The sequence below is a fragment of the Phyllobacterium sp. P30BS-XVII genome (assembly GCF_014138335.1).
GTDB classification, from domain to species: Bacteria; Pseudomonadota; Alphaproteobacteria; order Rhizobiales; family Rhizobiaceae; genus Phyllobacterium; species Phyllobacterium meliloti.
Map to the genome: position 1 here is coordinate 106,545 of NZ_JACGXO010000010.1, position 26,004 is coordinate 132,548.

A 26,004-nucleotide genomic window follows, 5' to 3' on the forward strand; every position below is an offset into this window, starting at 1 on the left:
GAATCCGCGTCAGACAATCTGGCTTTCGCATAACACATAAGTCTGCGAACGGGAGTCAAATTCTGGCCTAGCGTCCACCTGTTACATCAAGAAGTGCGCCGGTGACATAGGATGCGGCATCGCTGAGCAGCCAGACGATGGATTCGCCGACTTCCTCAGCCGTGCCGGGCCGTCCGAGTGGTGCGGACACGCCGAGGCGCTGGGCGCGATCGGGTTGACCACCACTGGCATGAATATCGGTTTCAATCAGACCGGGGCGAATGGCATTGACGCGAATGCCCTCTGGTCCAACTTCCTTGGAAAGACCTATGGTGAGCGTATCCATCGCGCCCTTCGATCCGGCATAATCGACATACTCGGAAGGGCCGCCAAGCCGTGCAGCGGCTGACGACAGAATGACAATTGATCCGCCCTTGCCGCCGCGTGAACGGGCCATACGGCGCACGCCCTCACGGGCGCAGACATAGGCGCCGAGAATATTCACATCGAACATGCGCTGCAGGCGCTCAACGTCGATATCCATTAGCTTCGAGGCGGACGCGACAATACCGGCATTGACCACAAGCCCATCCAGCGGACCAAGTTCTTCGCTCTGCTTGAACATCGAGATAACATCGGCCTCGCTGGCAACGTCACCCTGAATTGCTTTTGCCTTGCCGCCCACAGCGATGATCGCGGCAACCACTTCATCGGCGGCAGCCTTATTGCCCACATAGTTGACGCCGACGGACCATCCCTTTTTACCCGCAAGAATAGCGGCCGCCCGGCCGATACCACGGCTTGCACCTGTGATCAGAATGGTCTTGGTCATTACGGCGTCTCCTTAGTAGGCGTACTCCAGAAAAGCGGGTTCAACCGAACTGCCCCAGACGGTGTTATATTGGCTCAGCATCTGTTCGGCTGAAGTCGTGCCGCGCGCGACAACTTCCTCCAGCGAGGCGAGATAGTGGGTCTCGTCAAAGCCTTCACTGTTGAGCAGGGCGCGGTTCTTCAGGCCAAGGCGCGAAATCGCCAGCACGTCACGCGAGATTTCATGCACCGAGCGGTTGCGCAGCGTGGCGCGCAGGCCCTTTTGCGGTACTTCATCGCGCAGGGCCTGCACCTCGGGATAGGTCCAGTCGCGGGTGAGCGCTTCGGCTGCATCCAGCGCCTCGGCATCATAGAGAATGCCGACCCAGAACGCCGGGAGCGCGCAGATGCGCCGCCATGGACCGCCATCGGCACCGCGCATTTCAAGGAAGCGCTTCAGGCGCACTTCCGGGAACAGTGTCGAAAGATGGTTGGTCCAGTCGCCCATATTGGGCGTGCCTTCTGGAATTGAGTCTTTCAGCGCGCCGTTCATGAACTGGCGGAAGGTCACATGGGTGCAATCATGGTAACGGCCATGGCGCAGGACGAAATACATCGGTACATCGAGCGCCCATTCAACGTAATCAGCAAAGCCGAAATTCTCGTTGAAGATGAATGGCAGTACGCCAGAGCGGTTGTTATCCGTATCGCGCCAGATATCGGAGCGCCACGAAAGCAGACCGTTTGGCTTGCCTTCGGTAAAGGGTGACATGGCAAAAAGCGCCGTGGCAATGGATTGCAGTTTCACCGAAACCTGCATCTTGCGGCGCATGTCGGTTTCCGAGGCAAAGTCGAGATTCACCTGAATGGTACACGTGCGATACATCATGTTCAGCCCGTCCTTGCCGACTTTCGGCATATAGTTGGACATGATGTTGTAGCGCGACTTCGGCATGCGCGGCGTTTCAGCCAGCGTCCATTTCGGACTGCCGCCAAGACCGAGGAAACGAATACCCAATGGCTCGGCAATTTCACGCACCTGCGCCAGATGCGCATTGGTTTCGCGGCAGGTCTGGTGGATGGTGGAAAGCGGCGCACCCGATAGCTCGAACTGACCGCCCGGCTCAAGCGAGATCGCGCCTTGGCCTGTGGGTTCGACGAGGCCGATAATATTGCCCTCGTCAATAATGGGTTCCCAGCCAAGTTTCGACTGCATGCCTTCAAGGATCGCCCGGATACCGCGCGGGCCATCATAGGGAACCGGGCTGTTATCTTCGGTGTAGAACGGGAATTTCTCGTGCTCGGTGCCGATCCGCCATGCGGATTGCGGCTTGGAACCCTGAGCTAGATAGGTCGCCAGTTCTTCCGTACCGGAAAGGGGCGTCTCGTCTGTTGTGTCGCGCGCCATGGATGGTGCTTCCCCACTAGAATGTTCTTAACTGAGGCGTGATTGGCTGTTTTCGGAAACGAGCGCAAGCAAATTTCTCTGATGCACTCATCAAGAGAATTTGTATCTCACCAATCACCGATCGTCGCCTGAATAAGAGCGAGTGCGGCAACGGCAGCAGTATCAGCGCGCAGAATGCGCTGACCAAGCGGAATGGCAGTTACAAATGGCAGTTTGCGCAGGGTCTCGCGCTCTGCATCGGAGAAGCCGCCTTCCGGCCCGATGAGCACGCCGAGCGGCCCACGCGGCAGGCTTTGTAAGAGCGGCAACGGGTTATGGGTATCATGACCCTCGTCGCAGAAAATCAAGCGCCGCTGGTGGTCCCAGCTATCCAGCAACTTGTCGAGTTTAACCGGCTCGCGCGTTTGTGGAATTGCCAGAACGCCGCATTGCTCTGCTGCCTCGATCGCATTGGCGTCGATCCGGTCGGTGCCGATTCTTGTGACCTGTGTGTGCTGGGTAATAACCGGCTGCAAAACACCAGCACCCATTTCGACAGCTTTTTGCACAAGGTAATCGAGCCGCCCCTGCTTCAGCGGTGCAAAGCAATAGAGGAGGTCAGGCGAAACAGGCTGCTCCCGCGTCAGTTCAAGGGGTTCAAGCGCCAGTTTCTTTTTGCTTTCAAAGCGCAGGGCGGCGCGCCATTCGCCATCACGGCCATTGAAAACGAGGATTTCATCGTTCTCTTTCATCCGCAGGACATTGGCGAGATAATTGACGGCTTCAGTGGGTACTTCAGCCCGCCTTCCTGCAGCAAGATCAGCAGTAATATAGAGCCGTTGCATTTTGTAATTTGCGCGCATGGATGATGGATGCCAGAGAGGAGACAGGGTGGTCAAGCCGGGCGTGTCAGCCCAAAGGTGGCAGGCGCCGTTTTACCGGCGATGTTTTGACGATGGATGTGTTGGTTTCCGCCTTTTCCGCCAGCCTGTCGAGCAATGTGTCCAACTGTTCCATTGTACGGAAATGGATCTTGCCGATAAAGCAGTCATCGCCCGTCACCTTGTCGCATTCGGTGATTTCAGGCGTTTCCTGTATCAGCCGTTCGACAATGTGCAGCATACCGGGCAGGGGCCTGACGCGGACAATGGCAGTCAGGTTATAGCCAAGTGCCGCCGGGTCGATATCGACGGTAAAAGCGCGGATGACTTTCTTTTCTTCAAGTCGCCGCAATCTTTCGGAAACGCTGGGTGATGAAAGCCCGACTTTCTGACTGAGTTCCTTCAGCGAGATTCGCGCATCTTCGATAAGAATACCGAGGATTGTCTTGTCCATTTCGTCGAGCATATCCGCCTCATAAGGTGGTTCATAGAATTTGCCTTTATTAAATAGGCAGAGCGCACATTGCGCCTTTCTCTATGTATATCAAATTCGCGTTCCTCCGAATAGTCTCATCGCACGAGACAACAGGATGGATTGCATGGAACGGGATATTGTAAGAGGCAGCGTCGAAATGACCGCTGCAATGATGATTTCAGGCACGATTGGCTGGTTCGTGCTGATGTCGGGTCAACCTGTGTTGTCGGTTGTCTTCTGGCGCTGCGCCATTGGCGCTCTCACATTGCTTGGCGTCTGTGCTGCTATGGGTTTGCTGCGGCCCAATATCATTTCATGGAAGCTGTTCGGTCTTGCCGTGCTTGGCGGCGTTGCTATCGTTCTCAACTGGGTTCTGCTATTTGCTGCTTATTCCCGCGCCTCCATCGCCATCGCGACAACAGTCTATAACGTCCAACCATTTATGCTGGTTGGGCTTGGCGCCCTGATTTTCAAGGAAAAGCTGACTTTTACCAAGCTGTTCTGGCTCGCTGTTGCGTTTGCCGGCATGATTCTCATCGTTCAGGCCAAGCCGGGTGGGACCAGCTATACCGGCACTGACTACATGGCAGGTATTGGTCTGTCTCTGGGTGCTGCCTTTCTCTATGCCATTGCTGCCATCGTGGCGAAGCGCCTCAAGGGCACACCGCCACATCTGATTGCGCTCATTCAGGTCTGTGTGGGCATCGTACTCATGGCTCCGCTGGCGGATTTCAGCGTGATGCCAAATGGCGCGGTCCAATGGGGCAGCATCGTCACGATCGGCATTATTCATACGGGGTTGATGTATATTCTGCTCTATAGCGCGATCCAGAAGCTGCCGACGCATCTGACAGGCTCGCTTTCCTTCATCTATCCGATTGCCGCCATTCTGGTCGATTACTTCGCGTTCGGCCATCAGTTGCAGCCAAGTCAGTTTGTCGGGTCGGCGGCGATCCTGATTGCTGCCGCTGGTACCAGTCTTGGGTGGAAGCTGGGCAGATCGGTTCCCTCAAGCGTCAAAGTGTAGGATATGTCTTCCTGTCATTTGCCAGATGTCATTTTGTTCTATATGTGATGAAAGAGCATAAAATATTTGGTAAATACAGAGCAGAAGCATGGAAATACGCCCACTTACCCGCGAGCAGATCGAGAAGGTCTGGACTATCGACCGCAGCGAAATCATCAAGAATATCTATCGGTTGCAGGATGGTAAGCTGGTCCTGCATCCGGACTTTTGTGACGCGCCCGGATGGGAAGAGGGCGAGGCGGAAAAATATACGCCTTTGCTCCAGCAAAGTTTTGATCGTGGCGGGAAATTCTTTGGCATCTTTGATGGTGAAAAACTAGCCGGTGCTGCTGTTATTGACAATGTCTGGCTCGGTTCCAGGCGCGATTTGCTGCAACTTAGCTTCCTGCATGTCAGTAACGCCTATCGCGGTCAGCGCCTTGGTGTAAGATTGTTCGAACGATGCAAGGAAGCAGCGAAATTGCTGGGTGCAAAAGGCCTTTATGTCTCCGCTACTCCTTCCGAGCATACGGTGAATTTTTACCAGCATCTTGGCTGTGTCGTGACCAGCACGCCTGATCCCCAGCTCTTTGCAATGGAGCCCGATGACATTCATATGGAATGCATTTTCAATATAAATAACGCATAATGGTCTAAAGGGCAGGCATATACCGCGCGCGCAGGGCCTGCACAGTCGATGGCGGTGTAAGAAGACCGACATCCTGTATCGGTGGCGTATGGGGTACATAACCATCCCATGACCAGAGATAGGTCTGGCCGCCGCGAATGAGAAAAGCATTATCCCCTGAGGCGATCATGCTTCCGTCGGGTAAGTCCTCGATGGAACTGGTGAGTGGGTGACGCCTCTTGCCCCCCTCGGCATCAAGGCGTTCCTCGTGCAGGACCCTATCCATATCAGGTGCTGATTGCTTGGAGATACCATTGCCATCCGCCCACGCCGCCTGAAACGCTTTTGCCCTTTGCCGCTGGCAGTAAAAGCAGGGCCGATGACCGGCACTCAGCGCCGTTGCTTCATCGAGGAAAAACAGTTCGGTCCAGCTTTGCCGCGCCATTACATCCCGTCTGACATTCTTGAACTGACAGACGCAGATGATCCACGCTCTCGTCGTCCAACGCCGTTTCAGGAGAGTGCGCGTTAATGGATCGTGAATGATACCGCGATTTCCCATGAATGTTCCCCGCTGGGGAACAGACACGATCTCGCCAAAGGGTGTGACACGATTTTGCAGAGGCATTTGGTGGCTTCCGGCTGTGAAAGGTCCATGCTATCGCAAGATCACCTTTAATGCGATCAGCGGGCAGGCAGAATGCGGGTTCTTGTCATCCAGAATTATAAGCATACCGGGCTCGGGCTGGTTGGCCGGGCTCTGGCGGAAGCCGGTGCCCAGATTGATCTTGTGCAGGCACATCTTGGCGAGGCGCTGCCCTCCGATGATGCCGGTTATGATGCGCTGATTTCGCTTGGCGGAGATCAGAATGCGCTTGCCGATGAACAGTTTCCTTATCTTCCGCTGCTTGCCCGCCTGATCAGGCGTTTTGGCGATGCGGATAAGGCCGTGCTTGGTATCTGTCTTGGCAGCCAGCTGGTTGCCAGAGGCTACGGCGCTGAAAACATTCTGGGGCGCGAGCTGGAATTTGGCTGGCATGAAGTTACAGTCACACCCGAAGCAGCGTCCGATCCTGTTCTGTCCTCGGTCCCGCAACATTTTCCAATTTTCCACTGGCACACCGATACATTCACTTTGCCCGAAGGTGCCGTTCGCCTTGCCTCAAGCGGCATAACCCGGAATCAGGCATTTCGCATCGGACGGGCGGTTTACGGCATTCAATTTCACTTCGAGGCGGATACGACACTTGTTGAAGAATGGCGTCATGTCTTTGCGGACGAGATCATACGGGACAATGCCGACTGGCTGGAAAACTATCCGGCGCTGGTCGCCGAGAATGGCGTTCCAGCTGATGCCGCGGGTCTCGCTTTGGCACGCGCCTGGGTTGCGCTGATCTGAGTCAGGCGATTCAGTTGCAACTCTGCAACAGCCAAGATTTGAATCAAATTGCCTTGTTCGTATTCATGTGGAGCGTGGCTTTGATTCACTTGCTGGAAAGGATTGTGGGCTGTAGTTGCCGGGCCGGTTAGCTGGCATGAAGCCAGGCCGAAGAGACTGATGGAAACGCCCGAATGACTATGAAGAGTGCCGCCCTTTTGACCGTTATGATGCTTGCATCAATCCTTTTCATGGGCGCCGAACTGGTATCAGTTGATGCTGGCGGCCGCACCGTATCAAGCGATGGCTACGGAATCAGCTCCGCTTCGCGTTAACACTTGCCCTAGACAGTCGCTTCCAGAAAAGACTTGCCTTCAGCGTCGATCATAATGGCGCTGAGGCGGCCGCTGGCATAGGCCCCGGTATCAAGATTGATCCGATTTGGCCGCACTTCCACATCGCTCGCCGGTGTATGGCCGTGGATGATTACCTTGGAATGCAGGTGAGGGTCATCCAGAAATTCCCAGCGAATCCAGATAAGATCTTCAGGGTTTTGCCGTTCGAGATCGACGCCGGGCCGAACCCCTGCGTGACAGAAGAAGAAATCCCCCATCACGGTTGAGCGGCGCAACCCGCTCAGGAATTCTACATGCTCCGGCGGCATGGCCCGCAGCAGGGCGGAACGCCCTGCCGATATCGAGGCAGGGTCATCGAAATCGATGGTAACGCCATAGGATTGGGCTGTCTGCCTGCCGCCATGCCGCGCAAAAACACCGTGCGCGTCGCCTTTGTCGAGGAATTGCAAAAACCCGACATCGTGATTGCCCGCAAGGGTCAGCATGCGATGGGTTTTCTTCTGTGCATTGACGAGATAGTCGAGCACGCCTCGCGAATCTGGCCCCCGATCAACATAGTCACCTAGATGTACCACCACCCAGTCGAAAGGTGGCGACTTCTCGTTTTCCTTCAGAATACGCCGGTGCATGGCCTGTAACAGATCGAGGCGTCCATGCACGTCGCCTATGGCGTAGACACGCATTCTGTCGGGGCCACGCGCCCGCTTGAAGTCGATAGTTTTCATGGGCGATCCAATTCCCTCTGGCTGCGGCGCAATCGCGATGTTGCCTGCCAGGCGCTGCTGCGTTCCGCATCCTGCTGCGCCTGTTCGATGAAGTCGATATGCGCGCGCACAGCGGCCCGGGCTTCATCAGGATCGGATGCCATGATGGCATTGGCGATGGCTTTGTGCTGTTGCAGCAGTTTTTCCCGCGCGCCGGGAAAACCGTAAATCACTGTGCGATTGTAGAACACGTCATCGGCCAGTAGTCGGTAGCAGGAGCGCAGCGTGTGCAGCAGGATGATATTGTGCGCGCACTCACCGATGGTGCTGTGCAATTCAACATCCAGTTCGGCCTCTTTCTTGGCGTCATTGGTCTCGTAAGCCAATTGCATGGCCCCGACGATTCGGGAGAGCAATAGGCGGTCATCGTCCGTCGCCCGGCGGGCCGCATAATCGGCAGCGATACTTTCAATTTCCCGGCGATATTCAAGGTAATCAGCGGCTGCCTTCTTATGACTGGAGATGAGGTCCATCACCGGCTTCGAAAACACCTCGCCGATGACATCGGCAACAAAGGTTCCACCACCATGACGGGCAACAAGCAGTCCCTTGGCTTCCAGCGTCTTGAAGGCATCGCGCAGGATCGGCCGCGAGACATCGAACTGTACGGAAAGATCCCGTTCGCCGGGCAAACGGTCTCCCACGCGCAGAATGCCTTCAAGGATCAGCGTTTCGATCTGGCTGACAATATCGTCAGCGGTGCGCGACGGCTGAATGCGGGCAAAGATCGGGCTGCTCATGGTGAAATCGTCCGCGGAAGTGATTTGCGATTGCAGCGTATCGGCAAACCACAAAACTGGTCAATTCTTTTGTCCAGTTGCCCTCCAGCCGATAAGCGTCGCATAGCCGCAGCGGATTGGCGTAAAGTAGCATTGAAAGGACAGGGCATTGCGTTCACCATCTTGTGAACAGGCGATCAAGGGGCCGATATGAAGGGGAAAAGACTGAAGACCGCGGCGGCTTTTGCAAGCGCTGCTTCAAGTTCCGGCGTTATGGGCTTTCCGGGGCATGCAGAGCGTTCGATTGCCTTGGGTGAAGTTCATGCGCGTCCCTACCCGCTGGTGGATTCGCCGCGCCTCCTCATCCAGCTCGCTTTCATGACTGAAGCGGGCTCAACCGTCGATCATGCGGTGCTTGCGGAACTGAGCCGAAGCATTGGTATCACGCCGCCCGCCCGCGATGCCCGCCACCATATTATGCCGTGGGGCAACGGTACTTTGCGCTGGGAACGGCATACGGAATTCTCGACCTATCTGTGGGAAGGTCCCGTGCCGCGTACGGGGCAGACCGCACAACATCCTTTCGGCGATGGTTTCAATCCTCCGGGTACGGTCATCGACGGTGTGCGGCTTGAAATTATCCGGAAAGACAATGCGGCTGACGCTGTTATCGAGGAATTTGATCCGACCAGCCTTTGCTACAGTGATGTCGAAAATGGGCTTGCCTCGATCATCACGGATTTCCGGCAGGATAAGGACGGGATGACCCGTATTCTCATTCTCGACAATGGTCTGTCGCCCGCCCGCGCCGGTGCCTTGTCGCAGCGGGTGATCGAAATAGAGACCTACCGGACGCTTGCCATGCTCGGGCTGCCGCTGGCGCATTCCCTGTCACCGCGCATTCGCCGTATTGAGGATCGTCTGGCGGGGCTGACAACAGAAATGCGTGCGGCGGATGCGGATAATCATAAGCTTTTGGATGAATTGACGTTGCTGGCGGCGGAACTGGAAGCTGATGCTGCGTCAAGCCTTTATCGCTTCGGCGCGAGCCGTGCCTATGATGGTATTGTGCTGGAACGGCTGGCGGCGCTGCACGAAGAGTCTGTAACCGGATACGAGACATGGGCGGCCTTTATTCAGCGCCGTATGGCCCCGGCCATGCGCACCTGTTATTCGGTCAGCGAGCGTCAGGAAAACCTGTCTGAAAAACTCTCTCGTGCGGCAACGCTGCTGCGCACCTCTGTCGATGTGGAACTGGAACGGCAGAATCGTGATCTGCTGAGTTCGATGAACCGGCGCGCGCAATTGCAATTGCGTTTGCAACGCACTGTCGAAGGGCTGTCAGTTGCGGCGATTTCCTACTACGTGGTGGGGCTGTTCTATTATCTCGCCAAGGGCGTCGAAGCCTATGCGCCGGACCTGCATTCTTCCGTTGTCACGGCGGCATTTGTCCCTGTCGCCATCATCGCCATGTGGTTTGTGGTCAAATCGATCCGCAAGTCCCACAAGGACGAATGATCAGACCCGGTCCCATGGTGCCACGGGCCCGTAAAGCGCAGCGAGATAATCGATGAACACCCGCACCTTTGCCGGAAGAAACTGCCGGGAAGGGTAGATCGCATAGATGGCGATATTGCCTGATGCTGCGTAATCTTCCAGCACGCGCAACAACTGGCCAGATGCCAGTTCCGGGCCGATATCCCATGTTGAGCGCAAGGCAATTCCAAGGCCACCGAGCACTGCCGCCCGCACCACTTCGCTGGAATTGGTCAGGATTGGCCCGGTCGGACGTAATGATATGCTGCCATCCAGATCATTCAGGCGCCAGGGATCACCATTGTGAGCGGCAAGGCAAACATGATTGTCGAGATCGGCAATGGAGCATGGCATTCCATGCTCGGCGATATAGCGCGGTGAGGCCACAAGAAACCGCCGCACCGGCGCCAGTTTGCGCGCGACGAGACTGGAATCGGATAATTCAGCGATGCGGATGGCAAGATCATAACCTTCGCCGACAATATCGACAAATTCGTCGGTCAAAATAAGATTGATGGAAAGGTCAGGATTGGCCCGCATGAAGGGTTCCAGATGCGGGGCGATATGCATACGGCCAAAGGTTGTAGGTGCAGAAACTTTCAATTGACCATGCGCCTGCTCGGAGCGGCGGGACACGAAAGCCTCCGCCTCTTCGATGCCTGATAGAATGGCAAGCACCCGCTCATAATAGCCCTGGCCCGTTTCGGTCAGGGCTATCTGCCGGGTGGTGCGCTGCAAAAGCCGTGTACCCAGTCTTTCTTCCAGCCGTCGCAACCGCTTGGACATGACGGCTGGGGATAGTCCAAGTTCCCGTCCGGCCGCCGACATGCTGCCGGCGGAAACAACACGGGCAAAAATTTCCATATCGTTCAAATGATCCATCAGAGCACTCTTTCTGCCTGACTATCGGAAGGTCAAGCCCTCGAAGCACTTTCGGCATGGCGATAGGCGACGACGCGCAACATGGGAATGCAAAGCACATAGAGCGCTGCACCACAAACCCACACCAATCCACTCCAGTCGGTCCGCGTTGCTGCATAAATCGTCGTGAAGATCACCGGCCCGATAATGCCGGCCAAACTGGTTGCGCTTGCCAGAACCCCCTGAACTTCGCCGACTTTGCTCGCATCAACCTGCCGGGTGATGATGGATTGAAGTGCGGGCGTTGCAATGCCGCCCATGGAAAGGAAAAACAGAATGGGCGCGACCATCCAGCTTTGGGTGGCGAATGCCATCAGCAGATAACCGATACAGTCCGTGGCCATTCCAAGGACCAGCGTGCGTTTTTCGCCGATCTTCCCGGTCACAGGGCCAGTCAGCATTCCCTGCACCAGTGCATGCAGCAGACCAAATGCTGCGAGTGAAATGCCAACAGTGGAGACGCTCCAGAGAAAATGGTCCTGCGTGTAGATAATCCAGAGGGCACCGGGCAACTGGCCGACCAGTTGCAGCAGTGTGAACATCGCAACCAGTGGCGTCAGGGTTTTGATACTGGTGATCCACTGGAATGAGCCAATGGGGTTCAGGCTGCGCAGTGAAAAGGGCGTTTTCTCACCCTTGCTGGTTTCCGGAAGGAAGAAGAGAGCGAACAGGAAGTTGAGGCCATTGAGGGCCATGGCGAGCAGGAATGGATAGTGGACGCCGAAACCGCCAGCGATACCGCCGAGCAATGGCCCGGCGATGAAGCCGAGGCCGAAACAGGCGCCGATCATGCCAAAACGTTTGGCCCGGTTCTGTTCAGGAGTGATGTCGGCGATCGTCGCACTTGCCACGGACATGGTGGCACCGGTGACGCCTGAAATGATGCGGCCGATATAGAGCAGCGGCAGCACGGTCGCAAAAGCCATCACCAGATAATCAAGTGCCGCGCCTGCAAGGGAACCGAGAATAACAGGGCGTCGGCCGAACCGATCACTCAGTGCGCCGAGCAGCGGCGCGAACACAAATTGCATCAGCGCGTATAGTGCAAGAAGAACACCGTAGTGCCGTGCGACATTATCGGAATGAGCCAGTGTCGTCAGCAGCCGCGGCAAAACGGGCATGATCATCCCAATGCCGATAGCATCAAGGGTGACGGTCGTCAGGATCACGGTCAGGGGTTTGTTGAAAGTCATGGGAAACTCTTATTTATCGTTGATAAGTAACTGGACATATCCTTTATCGGTGATAAATTGTCAAGCATGGCAAAACGTAGTGATGTAAAATTGCAGCGCGAGACCGTTATCCGGGTAGCTCTCGATCTGCTTGATGAAACCGGCATTGATGGGCTGACCACCCGGCGCATTGCGACGGCTCTTGGTGTGCAGCAACCGGCGCTTTACTGGCATTTCAAGGACAAGGCTGCCTTGCTCGATGCTTTGGCCGAGGCGATTCTGGTTGAACACCATGGACCGGCCATCCCTGAGAAAGGCGAGGACTGGCGGCATTTTCTGACCGAGAACGCGCGTGGCTTCAGGCGCGCCTTACTGGCCTATCGTGACGGCGCGCGGATTCACGCCGGTTCGCGTCCAGGTCCGGTATTCTTTCCAGCCGTGGAGGCACAAATTCAATTCATGGTTGCCGCTGGTTTCGATCTGGTGCCGGCTGCGCATGTGTTGCGGGTGACGGGGCATTACGTTGTCGGTTCGGTGCTCGAGCAACAGGCGTCTATGCCGGAGATCGGTTCGCCGGATTTTACGCCTGAGATGCGTGCGGCATTTCCAATGCTGGCTCAAGCTTTTGTCGAAGTTGAACATATCTCCCCGGATGAGGGCTTTGAATTTGGACTTGCGGCACTTGTCGCGGGTTTTGAAAAGCTGCGTTCCAGCTAGTCGCGCGTCACTTTGGCTCCATGCCGCCCCATGACGAAGGAACAGCAACAGTTTAGACTGTTTAGAAACTGCTGGTGTCACTGGTAAAAATAATTTACCAGTTGGAACATTGCAGGCGAGGGAGGTTTCATGTCCGGGTTGGTGATGCCGAAGGCCGATGCGGCGACCATGGCGCGGCGCAGCGACATTGTTGCCGCATTGCAAGCCATTGTTCCTGATGAAGGCGTGGTTGATGTCACCAATGAAATGCGCGCCTTTGAATCCGATGCCCTGACCGCCTATCACCAGCTTCCGCTGGTTGTTGTTTTGCCGCAGACTGTCCGGCAGGTCTCGCAAGTCCTGAAATATTGTCATGAAAACAATGTGAAGGTCGTGCCGCGCGGGTCAGGTACCTCGCTCTCTGGCGGTGCCTTGCCACTGGAAGATGCGGTTCTGCTCGTCATGTCCCGCTTCAATCGCATTCTCGAAATCGACTATCCGAACCGCGTCGCCGTCGTGCAGCCGGGTGTAACCAATCTCGGCATCACCAAGGCCGTCGAGCATGAGGGTTTTTACTACGCGCCTGATCCATCCTCGCAGATCGCCTGTTCCATCGGTGGCAATGTCGCGGAAAATTCCGGCGGCGTGCATTGCCTGAAATATGGGCTCACCGCCAACAATGTTCTTGGGCTGGAAATGGTGCTCATCACAGGTGAAGTGGTGCGGCTGGGCGGCAAGCATCTGGATTCGGAAGGTTATGATCTTCTGGGCCTGATGACAGGTTCCGAAGGGCTGCTCGGTGTCGTGACCGAGGTCACTGTGCGTATTCTGCAAAAGCCTGCAACCGCCCGCGCACTGATGGTCGGGTTTCCTTCAAGCGAAACAGCCGGGCAATGCGTCGCCGATATCATCGCCGCTGGTATTATTCCGGGCGGCATGGAGATGATGGATCGCCCGGCAATCCATGCTGCCGAAGATTTTGTGCATGCGGGTTATCCGCTGGATGTGGAAGCGCTGCTGATCATTGAACTCGATGGCCCCGCAGTTGAGGTCAACCATCTCATCGATATGGTCGAGAAGATTGCGGATAAGAACGGCGCTTCGTCCTGCGTGATATCCCAGAGCGAAGATGAGCGCATGGCGTTCTGGGCTGGGCGCAAGGCGGCGTTTCCCGCCGTTGGACGCATCTCGCCTGATTATCTGTGCATGGATGGTACGATCCCGCGCAAGGAACTGCCGAAGGTGCTCGCTGGCATGCGCGAACTGTCGGAAAAATACGGGTTGCGCGTCGCCAATGTGTTCCATGCGGGTGATGGCAATCTGCATCCGCTGATCCTCTATGACGCGAATATTCCCGATGAATTGCGCAAGGCCGAGGATTTTGGCGCTGACATCCTGAGGCTGTGTGTGAAGGTGGGCGGTGTTCTGACCGGCGAACATGGCGTCGGCGTTGAAAAGCGCGATCTGATGCCTGAGATGTTCAACGAGATTGATCTGAACCAGCAAATCCGGGTCAAATGCGCTTTTGATGACAAGCATCTGCTCAACCCCGGCAAAGTCTTTCCGCAATTGCATCGCTGTGCTGAACTTGGCCGGATGCATGTGCATCGCGGTCAGGTGCCATTTCCAGATATTCCGAGATTCTGATCAATGTTGTTCAAGGCACAAACGCTGGAAGCTATTGCACGCGGGGAAGTCGATCTGGCGTTTCGGCGCTGGACTCGTCCGACCGTCAAGGCCGGTACGCGTCTGCGCACGACCATTGGTTCGCTGATCATCGGTGCGGTGGATATGGTCAACCTGGACAAGCTGACTGCGGAAGACGCCAAACGTGCCGGTTTTGATAACATTGCTGCTTTGACCCGCAATCTGCGTGATGGTGATGGAACGCTCTATCGTATCGCCATCGCCGGTGTTGAAGCCGATGAGAGAACTGCTCTGCGCGAAGAACCATTGTCCCAAACGGACAAGGTTGCTTTGATGGATCGGCTGGCCCGCTGGGACAAAGCGGCTGAATATGTCGGTTATCATAGGCAAATCCTGCGCATGATTGCCGACCATCCGGGCGTGGTCGCTGCAAATCTCGCCGCACAGCTTGGCGTCGAAACGATCAAATTCAAACGTGATGTGCGCAAGCTCAAGGAGGTGGGTTTGACCATCAGTCTCGATATCGGCTACCGGCTATCGCCACGCGGCCAAGATTTTCTGGACGGGCAATGAAATGACCGTGTTCACGCCTTCAACCGAAGCAGAAATTGTCGAGGCCGTGCAATGGGCATTGTCCGAGCGCGCGCCCGTGGAAGTCTCCGGCCATGGCTCCAAGCGTGGGCTTGGTCGTCCTCTTCAGACCGAACATTCGATTGCCCTGTCGAAATATGTAGGCGTGACGCTGTATGAGCCGGATGAACTGGTGTTGAGCGCCAAAGCCGGAACACCAATCGTGGAGCTGGAAGCCCTGCTGGCCTCGAAAGGCCAAGCGTTTCAATTCGAGCCCATGGATTACGGCCCATTGCTGGGCGAGGTGGCAGGACAAGGCAGCCTTGGCGGGGTTCTCGCCACCAATCTGTGCGGTCCGCGCCGGTTGAAAGTGGGTTCGGCGCGCGATCATGTGCTGGGTGTGCGGGTCGTATCAGGGCGGGGCGAACTGTTCAAATCCGGTGGCCGTGTGGTCAAGAATGTGACCGGCTATGATCTTTCCAAGGGCATGGCCAATTCCTGGGGCACGCTTGGCATCGCAACGGAGATCACTTTCAAGGTTCTGCCCGCGCCGGAGACGGAAACAACGCTCATTATCCGAGGGTTGATGGATGATGAGGCCGCGCGTGCCATGGCCATCGCCATGGGTTCCAGCGGCGAAGTGGCATCCGCTGCGCACCTGCCTGTGAATATTTGTGGCCGGGTCATTGATGGCGTTTTGAAAGGCGAGGCATCAACATTACTGCGGCTGGAAGGCTTTGCGCCTTCCGTCGCCGACCGGGTGACGATGCTAAGAGGATTGTTGTCCTCGGCAGGTACCATCGAAGAAATCTCCGGCGATATTTCGCGCAAACTCTGGCAGGAAGTGCGCGACATTATTCCTTTCGCTGACGGGACCGAACGGCCGGTCTGGCGCGTTTCGATGGCGCCGATGGAGGCCTATAAGCTGGTCGCATCCATGCGTATGGGGGCTGCGGTGGACGCCTATTATGACTGGCAGGGCGGACTTGTGTGGATGCGGCTGGAAGGCGAACCCGAAGCGGAAGCCGTGCGGGTGCTGATCAGCAAATATGGCGGTGGCCATGCCACGCTGGTGCGTGCTCCAGTGATGCTTCGTGCCGCAATACCCGTTTTCGAACCGCAATCCGCGCCCTTGGCAGCGCTGTCAAAGCGGCTCAAACAGCAATTTGACCCGGAGGGTATTCTCAACCCCGGCCGCATGGTTGCAGGAGTGTAGAACGTGCAGACCAACTTCACCCCGCAACAATTGCAGGACCCCGGTGTTGCCGAATCCGAAAAGATCCTGCGCAAATGCGTGCATTGCGGCTTCTGTACCGCGACATGCCCGACCTATGTCACGCTTGGCAATGAACTCGACAGCCCGCGCGGCCGCATCTATCTGATCAAGGATATGCTGGAAAATGGCCGCGCCGCCGATGAGCAGATCGTCAAGCATGTGGACCGTTGCCTGTCCTGCCTCGCCTGCATGACCACCTGTCCCTCCGGTGTAAACTACATGCATCTGGTGGATCATGCCCGCGCCCATATCGAAAAAACCTACAAACGTCCGGTGATGAACCGTTTCATCAGGGCATTATTGGCCTTTGTGCTGCCATATCCGTCGCGCTTCAGGCTGTCTTTGACGGCGGCGAAACTCGGGCGTCCTTTTGCCCCACTGCTGAAATCCGTTCAGGCGTTGAAGCCGCTGGCCACCATGCTTGAACTTGCGCCAAAATCGGTTCCGGCAAAATCCCGCTTTGCTGAGCCGGGCTTGCACGAACCGGCAACCGAAAAGAAAGGACGCGTTGCGATCCTCACCGGCTGCGCCCAGCCCGTATTGAAGCCGGGGATCAACGAAGCAACAATTCGCCTGCTCTCCCGGCTGGGCATCGAAGTCGTGGTGCCGAAGGGCGAGGGCTGTTGCGGCGCGCTGGTGCATCATATGGGCCGCGAGGAAGCGGCTTTGGAGGGTGCGCGCCGCAATGTCGATGTCTGGACGCGCGAGCTGCACAATGGCGGGCTCGATGCGATCATCGTCACGGCTTCCGGCTGCGGCACGACGATCAAGGATTACGGCTATATGCTGCGGCTTGATCCCGCTTATAGCGACAAGGCGGCTGTCATTTCAGGGCTTGCCAAGGACATCACCGAATATCTGACGACCCTTAATCTGCCTGCTCCTCTGCAGTCGACGGATCTAGTTGTCGCCTACCATTCCGCCTGTTCCATGCAGCACGGGCAGAAGCTGACCCGACAGCCAAAGGATTTGTTGAAAGCCGCTGGTTTCACCGTCCGCGAACCTGCCGAGGGTCATTTGTGCTGTGGTTCCGCCGGAACCTACAACATTATGCAGGCCGAAATCGCCCGCACGCTGCGCGATCGCAAGGTCAAAAACATTGAGGCAACCGGCGCGAGCATCATTGCCACGGGCAATATAGGCTGCATCACCCAGATCGCCAGTGCTGCAAAAATGCCTATTGTTCATACGGTCGAGCTGCTGGATTGGGTCTATGGTGGCCCGAGACCAGAAGGTGTGCCAGCGCCTGTCCTGCAGGCTGCTGAGTAAAAAGAAGGGCGGCAGTCCAAAGGAACCACCGCCCAATTCCGGCACCGCCCCCGGTGCCGTCCCCACTAACTCTCACATCACGACGACTTTTGTGCCGACATTGACGCGTTCGTAGAGATCAGTGACATCTTCATTGCGCATGCGGATGCAGCCGCTGGATACGGCATGTCCAATTGTCCATGGCGCATTGGTGCCGTGAATGCGGTAAAGCGTATCGCCGAGATAAAGCGCACGCGCACCGAGCGGATTGGCCGGACCGCCTTCCATGTGAACGGGCAGATAGTGGCCCTTTTCTTTCTCGCGCTCGATCATTGACGCCGGCGGGCGCCAGTCCGGCCACTCCGCCTTGCGGGAGATATTGTTGGTGCCGTTCCAGCCAAAGCCTTCCTTGCCGACACCAACACCGTAGCGGCGGGCCTGACCATCCGCTTCGACGAGGAAAAGGAAACGCTGCGAGGTATCGATAACGATGGTGCCGGCTGCCTGTGGTCCGTCATAAGCAACGGTCTGCGGCAGAAATTTCGGGTCCATACCGCGTTTTTTCTGCTGGGCCTCCGTTGCCGGTTCAGCTGGCCGCCGGAATGAAACTTCGCGTGCTGCCGGGTTTGTCGCTTCCTGCGTGCGAACGGGGCGTCTCGCCTCTCGGCGATTGATAATGGTTCCACGCACAGGTGGATCGCTCAGCACAACCCGGTCGCGCATATTGGCTGATGTGCCAACCGGACGTTGACGCAGCTGCATGACCCACGGCGCCGAAAGATCGGGGCTCATGACAACGGGCGGCCTTGTCGCGTAGCGCTCACTGGCATCAGCGCCGAATGATACTATTGTCAGGCAGGAGGTCAGAAGCAGCAATGCGGTCTTCATCGGGTAATTCTCTTGGCGATAACACTCCTGACAGGATCTGTCAGGTTTCGGATTGAGTTTGCCTGCGTGGCAGTAGAAAAAAGTGAACGAGGATCAATAAAATGCGATTCTGATCGGAAACCATTTGTTGTGGTTATCGAATGGTTTCGGCCACTGGTTAATGTCAGGTGAACATGTTCCGGAAGGACAGATGATGACGGAAGAAACGCCCGTAAAGACAGGATTGATGACAGATGAAAGCGGTGTGACCAGATGTTCATGGCCCGGCGCTTTGCCTGAATACATCCACTACCACGATCATGAGTGGGGACGTCCCGTCACGGACAACTATCGCCTGTTCGAAAAAATCTGTCTGGAAGGATTTCAGTCGGGTCTGTCGTGGCTCACCATCCTGCGCAAGCGCGAAAACTTCCGCGAGGCATTTGATGGTTTTGATTTTGAGCGCATTGCCCGCTACGGCGACAAGGATATCGAACGGTTGCTTGGCAATGCCGGGATCATCCGTCATCGCGGCAAAATCACCTCAACGATCAACAATGCGAAGCGGGTCATCGAACTGCTTGAGGAAAAAGGTTCGCTTGGCGCTTATTTCTGGAGCTTTGAGCCACCGGCAGATGAGCGTCCAAAGGTCGTTGATTATGGCCACCTCATCGCCAATCCCTCAACACCCGCCTCGGTGCGCCTTTCCAAGGATTTGAAGAAGCGTGGTTTCAGCTTTGTCGGGCCCACCACCATGTATGCGCATATGCAGGCCATGGGGCTGGTCAACGATCATGTCGAGGGTTGCAAGTGCCGCGCTGAGATCGAAAAAATCCGTGCCAATTTCAAACGACCGGTTTGAATGTCATGAAACTGCTCTCTGGCTCGCTGCGCTGCGGCAATTGCGAGCCGGTAATTCCTTGCCCTCAATGCCTTGATCGGTTAGAGCAAACTCCAATTCAAAATTGATACTTGAAGGCATCGGATCAAAATCATGACAACGAAGGCAGACAGGTTGAAGGCGCGGCTGCCGCGCGGTTTTGTGGACCGGGTTCCCGATGATCTGCGCGCCGCTGAAAAGATGATGGCCGATATCCGCAAGGTCTATGATCTCTATGGTTTCGAGCCTGTCGAAACACCGCTGATCGAATACACCGATGCGCTCGGCAAGTTCTTGCCGGATCAGGATCGTCCCAATGAAGGCGTGTTTTCCTTTCAGGACGATGACGAGCAGTGGCTTTCCCTGCGTTACGATCTGACGGCGCCACTGGCGCGTTTTGTTGCCGAAAATTTCGAAAGCCTGCCAAAGCCCTATCGCAGCTACCGTGCCGGTTGGGTGTTCCGCAATGAAAAGCCGGGGCCCGGCCGTTTCCGCCAGTTCATGCAGTTCGACGCCGATACGGTTGGCGCTCCCTCCGTCTCGGCGGATGCGGAAATGTGCATGATGATGGCTGATGTCATGGAAGCTGTCGGCATCAAGCGCGGCGATTACGTCATCCGCGTCAATAACCGCAAGGTTCTGGACGGCGTGCTTGAGTCGATCGGGCTTGGCGGTGATGACAAGATGGGCCAGCGTCTGGTTGTCCTGCGTGCCATCGACAAGCTGGACAAGTTCGGCGTTGACGGCGTGCGTCTCCTGCTCGGCAAGGGCCGTCTTGATGAAAGCGGCGACTTCACCAAGGGCGCAGGTCTCGATGAGACTGCGATTGCCAAGGTGCTGGCATTTACCTCAGCCGGTGGTGCCAATGGCCGCGAGACCATCGCCAATCTTGAGGCCGTTGTGGCAGGCAATGACAAAGGTGTCGAGGGCGTTGCGGAGCTTGCGACTATCGAGGCACTGTCGTCGGCCGCAGGCTACGGCGCGCGTGTTCGTATCGACCCGTCAGTCGTGCGCGGCCTTGAATATTACACCGGTCCTGTCTTCGAAGCGGAACTGACCTTCGACGTGACCAATGAGAAGGGCGAAAAGGTCGTCTTCGGCTCAGTTGGCGGCGGTGGCCGTTATGATGGTCTGGTATCTCGCTTCCGCGGCGAACCAACGCCTGCAACCGGCTTTTCCATCGGCGTCTCACGCCTGATGACGGCGCTGAAAAACCTCGGCAAGCTTGATAATTCGGATAATGTTGGACCCGTGGTCGTTCTGGTCATGGACCGCGACACCGAAAGTCTTGGCCGTTATCAGAAGATGGTTTCGGACCTGCGGCAGGCGGGTATTCGCGCCGAAATGTATCTCGGCGGTTCCGGTATGAAGCCGCAGATGAAATATGCCGACCGGCGCGGTGCGCCTTGCGTCATCATTCAGGGCTCGCAGGAGCGCGACAATGGCGAAGTGCAGATCAAGGATCTGATCGAAGGCGCGCGGCTTTCTCAGGAAATCGAAGACAATACGGTTTGGCGTGAAGGTCGTCAGGCCCAGATCACTGCCAAGGAAATTGATCTCATTACGGAAGTGCGCAAAATTCTTGAAGCACAAGCCGAAGATCGTGCCAACGCGGCGAAGGCTGGCTGATCCTGATATGACCGGTTCCCGCGCTCCTGCCTTTGCCAGTGACCTTGCCGCGCTGATTTCATCGCGGGATGCGGAGCTTGTGGATATTCCGGTCATTCAGCCTGCCGATCAGTTTCTTGATATGGCGGGCGAGGATTTGCGCCGTCGGATTTTCCTGACCGAGAACGAGAATGGCCAGAGTCTGTGCCTGCGGCCTGAGTTCACCATTCCGGTCTGCCGCAATCATATCGAGCTGAACGCTGCGACGCCGAAGCGTTATGCCTATCTTGGCGAAGTGTTCCGTCAGCGGCGCGAGGGCGGCAATGAGTTCTTTCAGGCTGGTATCGAGGACCTCGGCGACGCCAACCGCGCCCGTGCCGATGCCCGCTCGCTGGCCGATGCCATCGCTTCCATTCGGCTCGTGGCTCCCAAGGCAGAACTCGAAACGCTGCTTGGCGATCAGGCGATTTTCGAGGCTGTGCTGGCGGCACTCGGCCTGCCGCGCGGCTGGCAGAAGAAGCTGGCGCGCGCCTTTGGCAATCCGGGACAGCTGAAAAGCCTGCTGGCTGATCTGTCGTCCAATCAGAAAAACGGTTCGCTGCCCGAGCGGCTCGCCGCGCTGGTATCAACAGGTGATGAGGCTGGTTTGGCCACGGAGCTGGAACAGGACATGCAGACAGCCGGTATCTCGCCCGGTGCTGGCCGTAGCCCCACAGAAATTGCCCGTCGCCTGATCGAGAAAGCTAATCTCGCTTCGGTGAAACTGCCTGCACAGGCTTTTGCCGCACTTGAAACATTCCTGGCCATTCGTGTGCCGTTGCAGTCGGCAGCGGGACATCTGCGCAATTTCTCGAAGACCAATGAATTTGACCTTGGCCCGGCGCTCGACCAGTTCGAGGCGCGCGTTGTTGCCGTGCGCGAAGCGGGCATAGAGCCAGAAAACATTGTCTACGATGCCGCCTTTGGCCGTCCGCTCGATTACTACACCGGCCTTGTCTATGAAACACGGGCTTTGAATCATCTTGAACTTGGCGCCATTATTGGTGGTGGTCGTTATGACCGCTTGCTCACGATGCTTGGCGCTGTCGATTCAATCCCCGGTGTCGGTTTTTCGATCTGGCTCGACCGGCTGGAGAAGATTGCGCCATGACCATTACCCTTGCGCTTCCCTCCAAAGGCCGCCTGAAGGAACAGGCACTTGAAGTCCTTGAAAAAGCGGGGCTGAAAGTCGTCCTGCCAAAAGACCAGCGCAATTACCGTGCGCAGGTTGAAGGTGACAACAAGATCGATATCCTGTTTCTGTCAGCCTCCGAGATTGCCCGCGAATTGGGCTATGGCAGCGTTGATCTTGGTGTGACGGGTGAAGACCTGATCCGCGAAACGCTTGCCGCTGCCGATGAGCGTGTGCAGATCGAGGCGCGGCTGGGCTTTGGCCATGCGGATGTGGTCGTGGCTGTCCCCGAGGTTTGGTACGACGTGTCGACCATGGCTGATCTTGACGATGTGGCTGCGGAATACCGCCAGCGCCATGGCAGGCGTCTGCGCATTGCCACGAAATATTGGCGTTTGACCCAGCAGTTCTTCTCACAGATGCATGGCATTCAGGTCTATCGCATTGTCGAAAGCCTTGGTGCAACAGAGGGTGCGCCAGCCTCCGGTTCTGCAGATATCATCGTTGATATCACCTCGACCGGTTCGACCCTGCAGGCCAATCACCTGAAGGTGCTGGAAGACGGTATCATTCTCAAATCCGAGGCATGCCTTGTTTCCTCGCGCCAGAGTGCCGATCCTGCGGCAGTTGCCGCGCTTGCACAGCGCATACAGGCTGCACTTATTTCCAGTTGAGTTACATCAACTATCCGTGATTTTTCGGATGCTCTGTAACTTTTACCCGCTCTCATCCGTATTTCCCTGCAGATGACTGATATGCTTCGGTCATCCTGTTCAGGGAGACTATGTCATGATGACACGCCGATCACTTTTTGGCGGAGCTGTTCTCGGGCTTGGAGCGCTGATTGCAGCGCGCTTTTCCACGACGACGCCCAAGGCCTATGCAGCAGGCACTTTCGAAGTCGAGCACACGGATGCCGAGTGGAAGAAGCTGCTGACCGCCGACCAATATGATGTATTGCGGCAGGAGGGCACGGAACGCCCGTTCACCAGCCCGCTCAACCACGAAAAGCGCAAAGGCACCTTCGCCTGTGCCGGTTGTGATTTACCGCTATTCGACTCCGACACGAAATTCGACAGCGGAACAGGCTGGCCAAGTTTCTGGTCACCGATCAAAGGCGCCGTCACCGAAGTAACCGACAGTTCGTTCGGCATGTCGCGTACCGCCGTTAACTGCCACCGCTGCGGTGGTCATCTTGGTCACGTCTTTGATGACGGTCCAAAACCAACGGGCCTTCGTTACTGCATGAATGGCGTTGCCATGAGCTTCAAGCCGGCCGCCGCCTGACTATCCGTGAAAGGAATTGCACTATGAAATTGCGTCAAATCCTGCTTGCTTCCTGCCTTGTCTTTGCTTCGGCGCCAGCCTTTGCTGAAAGCATCACCATGGTTCCGCCACCTGCCGTGGATCAGACGGCCACGACGAAAACAGAAACCATCGTTCTTGCGGGCGGCTGCTTTTGGGGTGTGCAAGGTGTCTACCAGCACCTGAAAGGTGTGACGAACGCCGTATCGGGCTATTCCGGCGGCAAGAAGGAAACAGCTGATTACGAGACTGTCAGCTCCGGTACGACGGGCCATGCGGAATCCGTCGAAGTGACCTTTGACCCCAAGGTGGTCAGCCTTGGCAAGATATTGCAGGTCTATTTCTCCGTGGCGCATGATCCGACCGAACTGAACCGGCAGGGACCGGATACCGGCACCCAATATCGCTCTGCGGTCTTCACCACCACCGAGGATCAGGCCAAGATCGTCAAGGCCTATATCGATCAGCTTGATAGGGCCAAGGCCTATTCGGACCCGATTGTGACCAAGGTTTCAGCGCTGGACAAATTCTACCCGGCCGAGGGTTATCATCAGGATTATGCGACGATCCATCCCTCGCAGCCCTATATTGCCTATTACGATATTCCGAAGATTGAGGGTTTGAGTAAATTCTTCCCGCAGGATTACCGGGCAAAGCCTGTTCTGGTCAGCGAAGCGAAGGCTTCAAACTGACCAGAGAACGAGACAAAAAAGGCCGCTGAAAAGCGGCCTTTTTCTTGAAGTATAGTCAGATTTTAGCGGAGCTTGGAATCAACCGAAAATGCACCAGCGCCATGCAGCGCCAGAACAAAGAAACCGCCTGCGATGGCCAGATTCTTGAAGAACTGGGTCTGGTTCGCCTGATCCCATGGAGCAAGGTGAGCAACAAGTGCTGCACCGATGGTAAAGAGACCGAGAAGAGCAGCGGCGTAGCGGGTCTTGAATCCGAAGAGAACGGCAAGGCCACCCACGAGTTCAACGAGACCGACAATGACAGCCGTTACGGTTGGCAGCGGCAGGCTCTTGGCAGCAAAGTATTCAGCCGTACCGGCGAGGTTGATCAGCTTGCCATATCCCGCTGGGATAAACAGAAGGGTCAGCAAAATGCGGCTGATCAGCGTGACGATGGCATTGCTTGATGTTGATGTGTTGGCAAGTGCGTTGTCTGACATTGGGTCGTTCTCCAAAGAATTTGTCGTGACAACCAAATAACTAGATTTGATTGTCAAACAAAGCCACTATTTTCTCGACGCATTGTTCACAATGAAATGATTTTCTCTTCTCACTCCGGTGCAATCATGCGTTCAGGACGAACGAGACGGTCATAATCTTCAGCTGAGACGTGACCGCTGGCCAGCGCTTCCTCGCGCAAGGTCGTACCGTTCTTGTGTGCGGTCTTGGCAATTTTCGCCGCATTGTCATAGCCAATGGCGGGTGCAAGGGCGGTAACCAGCATCAGCGAGCGCTCAAGCAGGTCTTTGATGCGCACTTCATCAGCTTCAATGCCTTCAACGCAATTATCGGCAAAGGAGACCATCGAGTCCGCAAGCAGGCGGATCGACTGCAGAACGTTGAGGGCGATAACAGGCTTGAACACGTTGAGTTCAAAGTGACCCTGGCTGGCCGCAACGGTGATTGTTGTCTGATTGCCGAATACCTGTGCTGCAACCATCGTCAGCGCTTCCGCCTGCGTTGGGTTGACCTTACCCGGCATGATCGATGAACCCGGCTCATTCTCCGGCAGTTTCAGTTCGCCAAGGCCGGAACGGGGCCCGGAGCCAAGGAAGCGGATGTCATTGCCGATCTTGAAGAGATCGGTTGCAAGTGCATTCAGGCTGCCGTGGAAATTGGCAAGCGCCCCATGGCTGGCGAGCGCTTCGAACTTGTTCGGCGCGGTCTTGAAGCTGAGGCCGGTAATATCGGAGACGGCTTCGGCAAAGCCTGTGTCGAAGCCAATAGGTGCGTTCAGGCCTGTACCGACGGCAGTGCCGCCCTGTGCCAGCAGGAACACGTCCGCAAGGCTCTGTTCGATGCGCTTGCGGGCATATTCCAGCGCGGCACGGTAGCCGGAGAATTCCTGACCAAGCGTAACGGGCGTCGCATCCTGTGTGTGCGTGCGGCCGATCTTGATGATGTCGGCGAATGCCTTTTCCTTCTTTGCCAGCGCTGCGGTCAGATGATCAAGCGCAGGGTAAAGCCGCTTCGTTGCCTCAACGGCAGCCGCAATATGGATGGCTGTCGGGAACGTATCGTTCGATGACTGGCTCATATTGACATGATCGTTGGGATGAACAGGCTTCTTCGAACCCTTTACGCCGCCGAGCATTTCAATAGCGCGATTGGAGATCACTTCATTGGCATTCATGTTCGACTGGGTGCCGGAACCGGTTTGCCAGACGACCAGCGGGAAATGATCGTCCAGCTTGCCTTCAATGACTTCTTCCGCTGCAACGGTGATGGCGCGGCCAGTCACTTCATCGAGCTTGCCGAGCGCCATGTTGGTTTCGGCAGCGGCACGCTTGACGATACCAAGTGCGCGAACCAGTGGAATCGGCATTCTCTCGCCGCCGATCTTGAAATTGTGCAGTGAGCGCTCGGTTTGCGCGCCCCAATATTTGTCCGCGGCGACTTCGATGGGACCAAAAGTATCTGTTTCGGTGCGGGTATTGCTCATCGTGCTCTCTATCCTGTTGGGAGTTGCCGGAAGCACTACTGCGAACCTCCG

28 protein-coding genes are annotated in these 26,004 nt (G+C 56.4%); 16 read left to right on the plus strand and 12 right to left on the minus strand.

Translation table 11 applies throughout. The features are described from left to right. Positions 1 to 67: 67 nt before the first annotated feature. The 4 genes from FHW17_RS22670 to FHW17_RS22685 all read right to left on the minus strand — a co-directional run bounded on the left by FHW17_RS22670 (position 68) and on the right by FHW17_RS22685 (position 3,523). Positions 68 to 811: an SDR family oxidoreductase gene (locus FHW17_RS22670; protein ID WP_182510880.1), complete on the minus strand. Its 744-nt coding sequence runs from the start codon at positions 809 to 811 to the stop codon at positions 68 to 70. 12 nt (positions 812 to 823) lie between these two features. Then, positions 824 to 2,197: a glutamate--cysteine ligase gene (locus FHW17_RS22675; protein ID WP_112527114.1), complete on the minus strand. Its 1,374-nt coding sequence runs from the start codon at positions 2,195 to 2,197 to the stop codon at positions 824 to 826. Between the two features lie 107 nt (positions 2,198 to 2,304). Beyond that, positions 2,305 to 3,039: a 16S rRNA (uracil(1498)-N(3))-methyltransferase gene (locus FHW17_RS22680; protein WP_112527116.1), complete on the minus strand. Its 735-nt coding sequence runs from the start codon at positions 3,037 to 3,039 to the stop codon at positions 2,305 to 2,307. A 46-nt stretch (positions 3,040 to 3,085) separates the two neighbouring features. Continuing rightward, positions 3,086 to 3,523 carry an Lrp/AsnC family transcriptional regulator gene (locus tag FHW17_RS22685; protein WP_112527118.1) on the minus strand — a complete coding sequence of 146 codons (438 nt, stop codon included), beginning with the start codon at positions 3,521 to 3,523 and terminating at the stop codon, positions 3,086 to 3,088. A 133-nt stretch (positions 3,524 to 3,656) separates the two neighbouring features. Between FHW17_RS22685 and FHW17_RS22690 the strand changes: the two genes are divergently transcribed. Together FHW17_RS22690 and FHW17_RS22695 are read left to right on the plus strand one after the other, a co-directional pair. Further along, positions 3,657 to 4,559 carry a DMT family transporter gene (locus tag FHW17_RS22690; RefSeq protein WP_112527120.1) on the plus strand — a complete coding sequence of 301 codons (903 nt, stop codon included), beginning with the start codon at positions 3,657 to 3,659 and terminating at the stop codon, positions 4,557 to 4,559. Positions 4,560 to 4,647: 88 nt separating this feature from the next. After that, positions 4,648 to 5,187 (plus strand): GNAT family N-acetyltransferase, encoded by a 540-nt coding sequence (locus tag FHW17_RS22695; RefSeq protein WP_182510882.1) that lies wholly within the window; start codon positions 4,648 to 4,650, stop codon positions 5,185 to 5,187. A 4-nt stretch (positions 5,188 to 5,191) separates the two neighbouring features. Here the strand turns inward: FHW17_RS22695 and FHW17_RS22700 are convergent, their stop codons facing one another. Beyond that, on the minus strand, positions 5,192 to 5,794 hold the full coding sequence (locus FHW17_RS22700) for a hypothetical protein (protein ID WP_112527124.1): 603 nt from the start codon (positions 5,792 to 5,794) through the stop codon (positions 5,192 to 5,194). A gap of 72 nt (positions 5,795 to 5,866) precedes the next feature. Between FHW17_RS22700 and FHW17_RS22705 the strand changes: the two genes are divergently transcribed. Beyond that, the gene (locus FHW17_RS22705) at positions 5,867 to 6,565 is read left to right on the plus strand and encodes a type 1 glutamine amidotransferase (protein WP_112527126.1); all 699 of its coding nucleotides are present in this window, start codon (positions 5,867 to 5,869) and stop codon (positions 6,563 to 6,565) included. Positions 6,566 to 6,738: 173 nt separating this feature from the next. Further along, positions 6,739 to 6,879, plus strand: a complete 141-nt coding sequence (locus FHW17_RS22710) for a hypothetical protein (protein ID WP_175540669.1) — start codon at positions 6,739 to 6,741, stop codon at positions 6,877 to 6,879. A gap of 8 nt (positions 6,880 to 6,887) precedes the next feature. Here FHW17_RS22710 and FHW17_RS22715 read toward each other — a convergent pair whose 3' ends face one another. Both FHW17_RS22715 and FHW17_RS22720 read right to left on the minus strand, forming a co-directional pair. Then, positions 6,888 to 7,625, minus strand: coding sequence for a metallophosphoesterase family protein (locus FHW17_RS22715; RefSeq protein ID WP_182510883.1), 738 nt, complete (start codon positions 7,623 to 7,625; stop codon positions 6,888 to 6,890). Then, positions 7,622 to 8,404 carry an FCD domain-containing protein gene (locus FHW17_RS22720; protein WP_112527280.1) on the minus strand — a complete coding sequence of 261 codons (783 nt, stop codon included), beginning with the start codon at positions 8,402 to 8,404 and terminating at the stop codon, positions 7,622 to 7,624. Before FHW17_RS22720 ends, FHW17_RS22715 begins: the two co-directional genes overlap by 4 nt. A gap of 189 nt (positions 8,405 to 8,593) precedes the next feature. Between FHW17_RS22720 and FHW17_RS22725 the strand changes: the two genes are divergently transcribed. Then, on the plus strand, positions 8,594 to 9,901 hold the full coding sequence (locus FHW17_RS22725) for a DUF3422 family protein (protein ID WP_227987186.1): 1,308 nt from the start codon (positions 8,594 to 8,596) through the stop codon (positions 9,899 to 9,901). On the opposite strand, the gene FHW17_RS22730 is transcribed toward FHW17_RS22725, so the two are convergent. Then, positions 9,902 to 10,804 (minus strand): LysR family transcriptional regulator, encoded by a 903-nt coding sequence (locus FHW17_RS22730; protein ID WP_182510911.1) that lies wholly within the window; start codon positions 10,802 to 10,804, stop codon positions 9,902 to 9,904. It lies immediately after the preceding gene. 29 nt (positions 10,805 to 10,833) lie between these two features. Beyond that, positions 10,834 to 12,033 carry a Tet(A)/Tet(B)/Tet(C) family tetracycline efflux MFS transporter gene (gene tet / locus FHW17_RS22735; RefSeq protein ID WP_182510884.1) on the minus strand — a complete coding sequence of 400 codons (1,200 nt, stop codon included), beginning with the start codon at positions 12,031 to 12,033 and terminating at the stop codon, positions 10,834 to 10,836. 66 nt (positions 12,034 to 12,099) lie between these two features. Between tet and FHW17_RS22740 the strand changes: the two genes are divergently transcribed. From FHW17_RS22740 to glcF, 5 genes are all read left to right on the plus strand, one after another. Further along, positions 12,100 to 12,729, plus strand: coding sequence for a TetR/AcrR family transcriptional regulator C-terminal domain-containing protein (locus FHW17_RS22740; RefSeq protein ID WP_112527143.1), 630 nt, complete (start codon positions 12,100 to 12,102; stop codon positions 12,727 to 12,729). A 129-nt stretch (positions 12,730 to 12,858) separates the two neighbouring features. After that, complete coding sequence (locus FHW17_RS22745) at positions 12,859 to 14,355, plus strand: FAD-linked oxidase C-terminal domain-containing protein (protein ID WP_182510885.1); 1,497 nt, start codon at positions 12,859 to 12,861, stop codon at positions 14,353 to 14,355. Between the two features lie 3 nt (positions 14,356 to 14,358). Beyond that, positions 14,359 to 14,928 carry an ASCH domain-containing protein gene (locus tag FHW17_RS22750; RefSeq protein WP_182510886.1) on the plus strand — a complete coding sequence of 190 codons (570 nt, stop codon included), beginning with the start codon at positions 14,359 to 14,361 and terminating at the stop codon, positions 14,926 to 14,928. Between the two features lies 1 nt (position 14,929). Continuing rightward, positions 14,930 to 16,141: an FAD-binding protein gene (locus tag FHW17_RS22755; protein ID WP_182510887.1), complete on the plus strand. Its 1,212-nt coding sequence runs from the start codon at positions 14,930 to 14,932 to the stop codon at positions 16,139 to 16,141. 3 nt (positions 16,142 to 16,144) lie between these two features. Then, on the plus strand, positions 16,145 to 17,470 hold the full coding sequence (glcF, locus tag FHW17_RS22760) for a glycolate oxidase subunit GlcF (protein ID WP_182510888.1): 1,326 nt from the start codon (positions 16,145 to 16,147) through the stop codon (positions 17,468 to 17,470). Positions 17,471 to 17,542: 72 nt separating this feature from the next. Here glcF and FHW17_RS22765 read toward each other — a convergent pair whose 3' ends face one another. Continuing rightward, entirely contained in the window at positions 17,543 to 18,337 is a 795-nt protein-coding gene (locus FHW17_RS22765) for a L,D-transpeptidase (RefSeq protein WP_182510889.1), read from the minus strand. Positions 18,338 to 18,530: 193 nt separating this feature from the next. Between FHW17_RS22765 and FHW17_RS22770 the strand changes: the two genes are divergently transcribed. The 6 genes from FHW17_RS22770 (at position 18,531) to msrA (ending at position 23,972) form a co-directional block, all read left to right on the plus strand. Beyond that, positions 18,531 to 19,178, plus strand: a complete 648-nt coding sequence (locus tag FHW17_RS22770; protein WP_281410765.1) for a DNA-3-methyladenine glycosylase I — start codon at positions 18,531 to 18,533, stop codon at positions 19,176 to 19,178. A gap of 132 nt (positions 19,179 to 19,310) precedes the next feature. Then, positions 19,311 to 20,825, plus strand: coding sequence for a histidine--tRNA ligase (gene hisS, locus FHW17_RS22775; RefSeq protein WP_182510890.1), 1,515 nt, complete (start codon positions 19,311 to 19,313; stop codon positions 20,823 to 20,825). A 7-nt stretch (positions 20,826 to 20,832) separates the two neighbouring features. Beyond that, a complete protein-coding gene (locus FHW17_RS22780) occupies positions 20,833 to 21,954 on the plus strand; it encodes an ATP phosphoribosyltransferase regulatory subunit (protein ID WP_182510891.1) in 1,122 nt (373 codons plus the stop codon). Next, complete coding sequence (hisG, locus tag FHW17_RS22785; protein ID WP_112527157.1) at positions 21,951 to 22,649, plus strand: ATP phosphoribosyltransferase; 699 nt, start codon at positions 21,951 to 21,953, stop codon at positions 22,647 to 22,649. Before FHW17_RS22780 ends, hisG begins: the two co-directional genes overlap by 4 nt. 115 nt (positions 22,650 to 22,764) lie before the next feature. Further along, entirely contained in the window at positions 22,765 to 23,262 is a 498-nt protein-coding gene (msrB, locus tag FHW17_RS22790; RefSeq protein WP_112527159.1) for a peptide-methionine (R)-S-oxide reductase MsrB, read from the plus strand. A 23-nt stretch (positions 23,263 to 23,285) separates the two neighbouring features. Next, positions 23,286 to 23,972, plus strand: a complete 687-nt coding sequence (gene msrA, locus FHW17_RS22795; RefSeq protein WP_182510892.1) for a peptide-methionine (S)-S-oxide reductase MsrA — start codon at positions 23,286 to 23,288, stop codon at positions 23,970 to 23,972. 62 nt (positions 23,973 to 24,034) lie between these two features. On the opposite strand, the gene FHW17_RS22800 is transcribed toward msrA, so the two are convergent. Beyond that, the gene (locus FHW17_RS22800) at positions 24,035 to 24,451 is read right to left on the minus strand and encodes a DoxX family protein (protein ID WP_182510893.1); all 417 of its coding nucleotides are present in this window, start codon (positions 24,449 to 24,451) and stop codon (positions 24,035 to 24,037) included. Positions 24,452 to 24,561: 110 nt separating this feature from the next. Beyond that, positions 24,562 to 25,953, minus strand: a complete 1,392-nt coding sequence (gene fumC / locus FHW17_RS22805) for a class II fumarate hydratase (protein WP_182510894.1) — start codon at positions 25,951 to 25,953, stop codon at positions 24,562 to 24,564. Between the last annotated feature and the right edge of the window lie 51 nt (positions 25,954 to 26,004).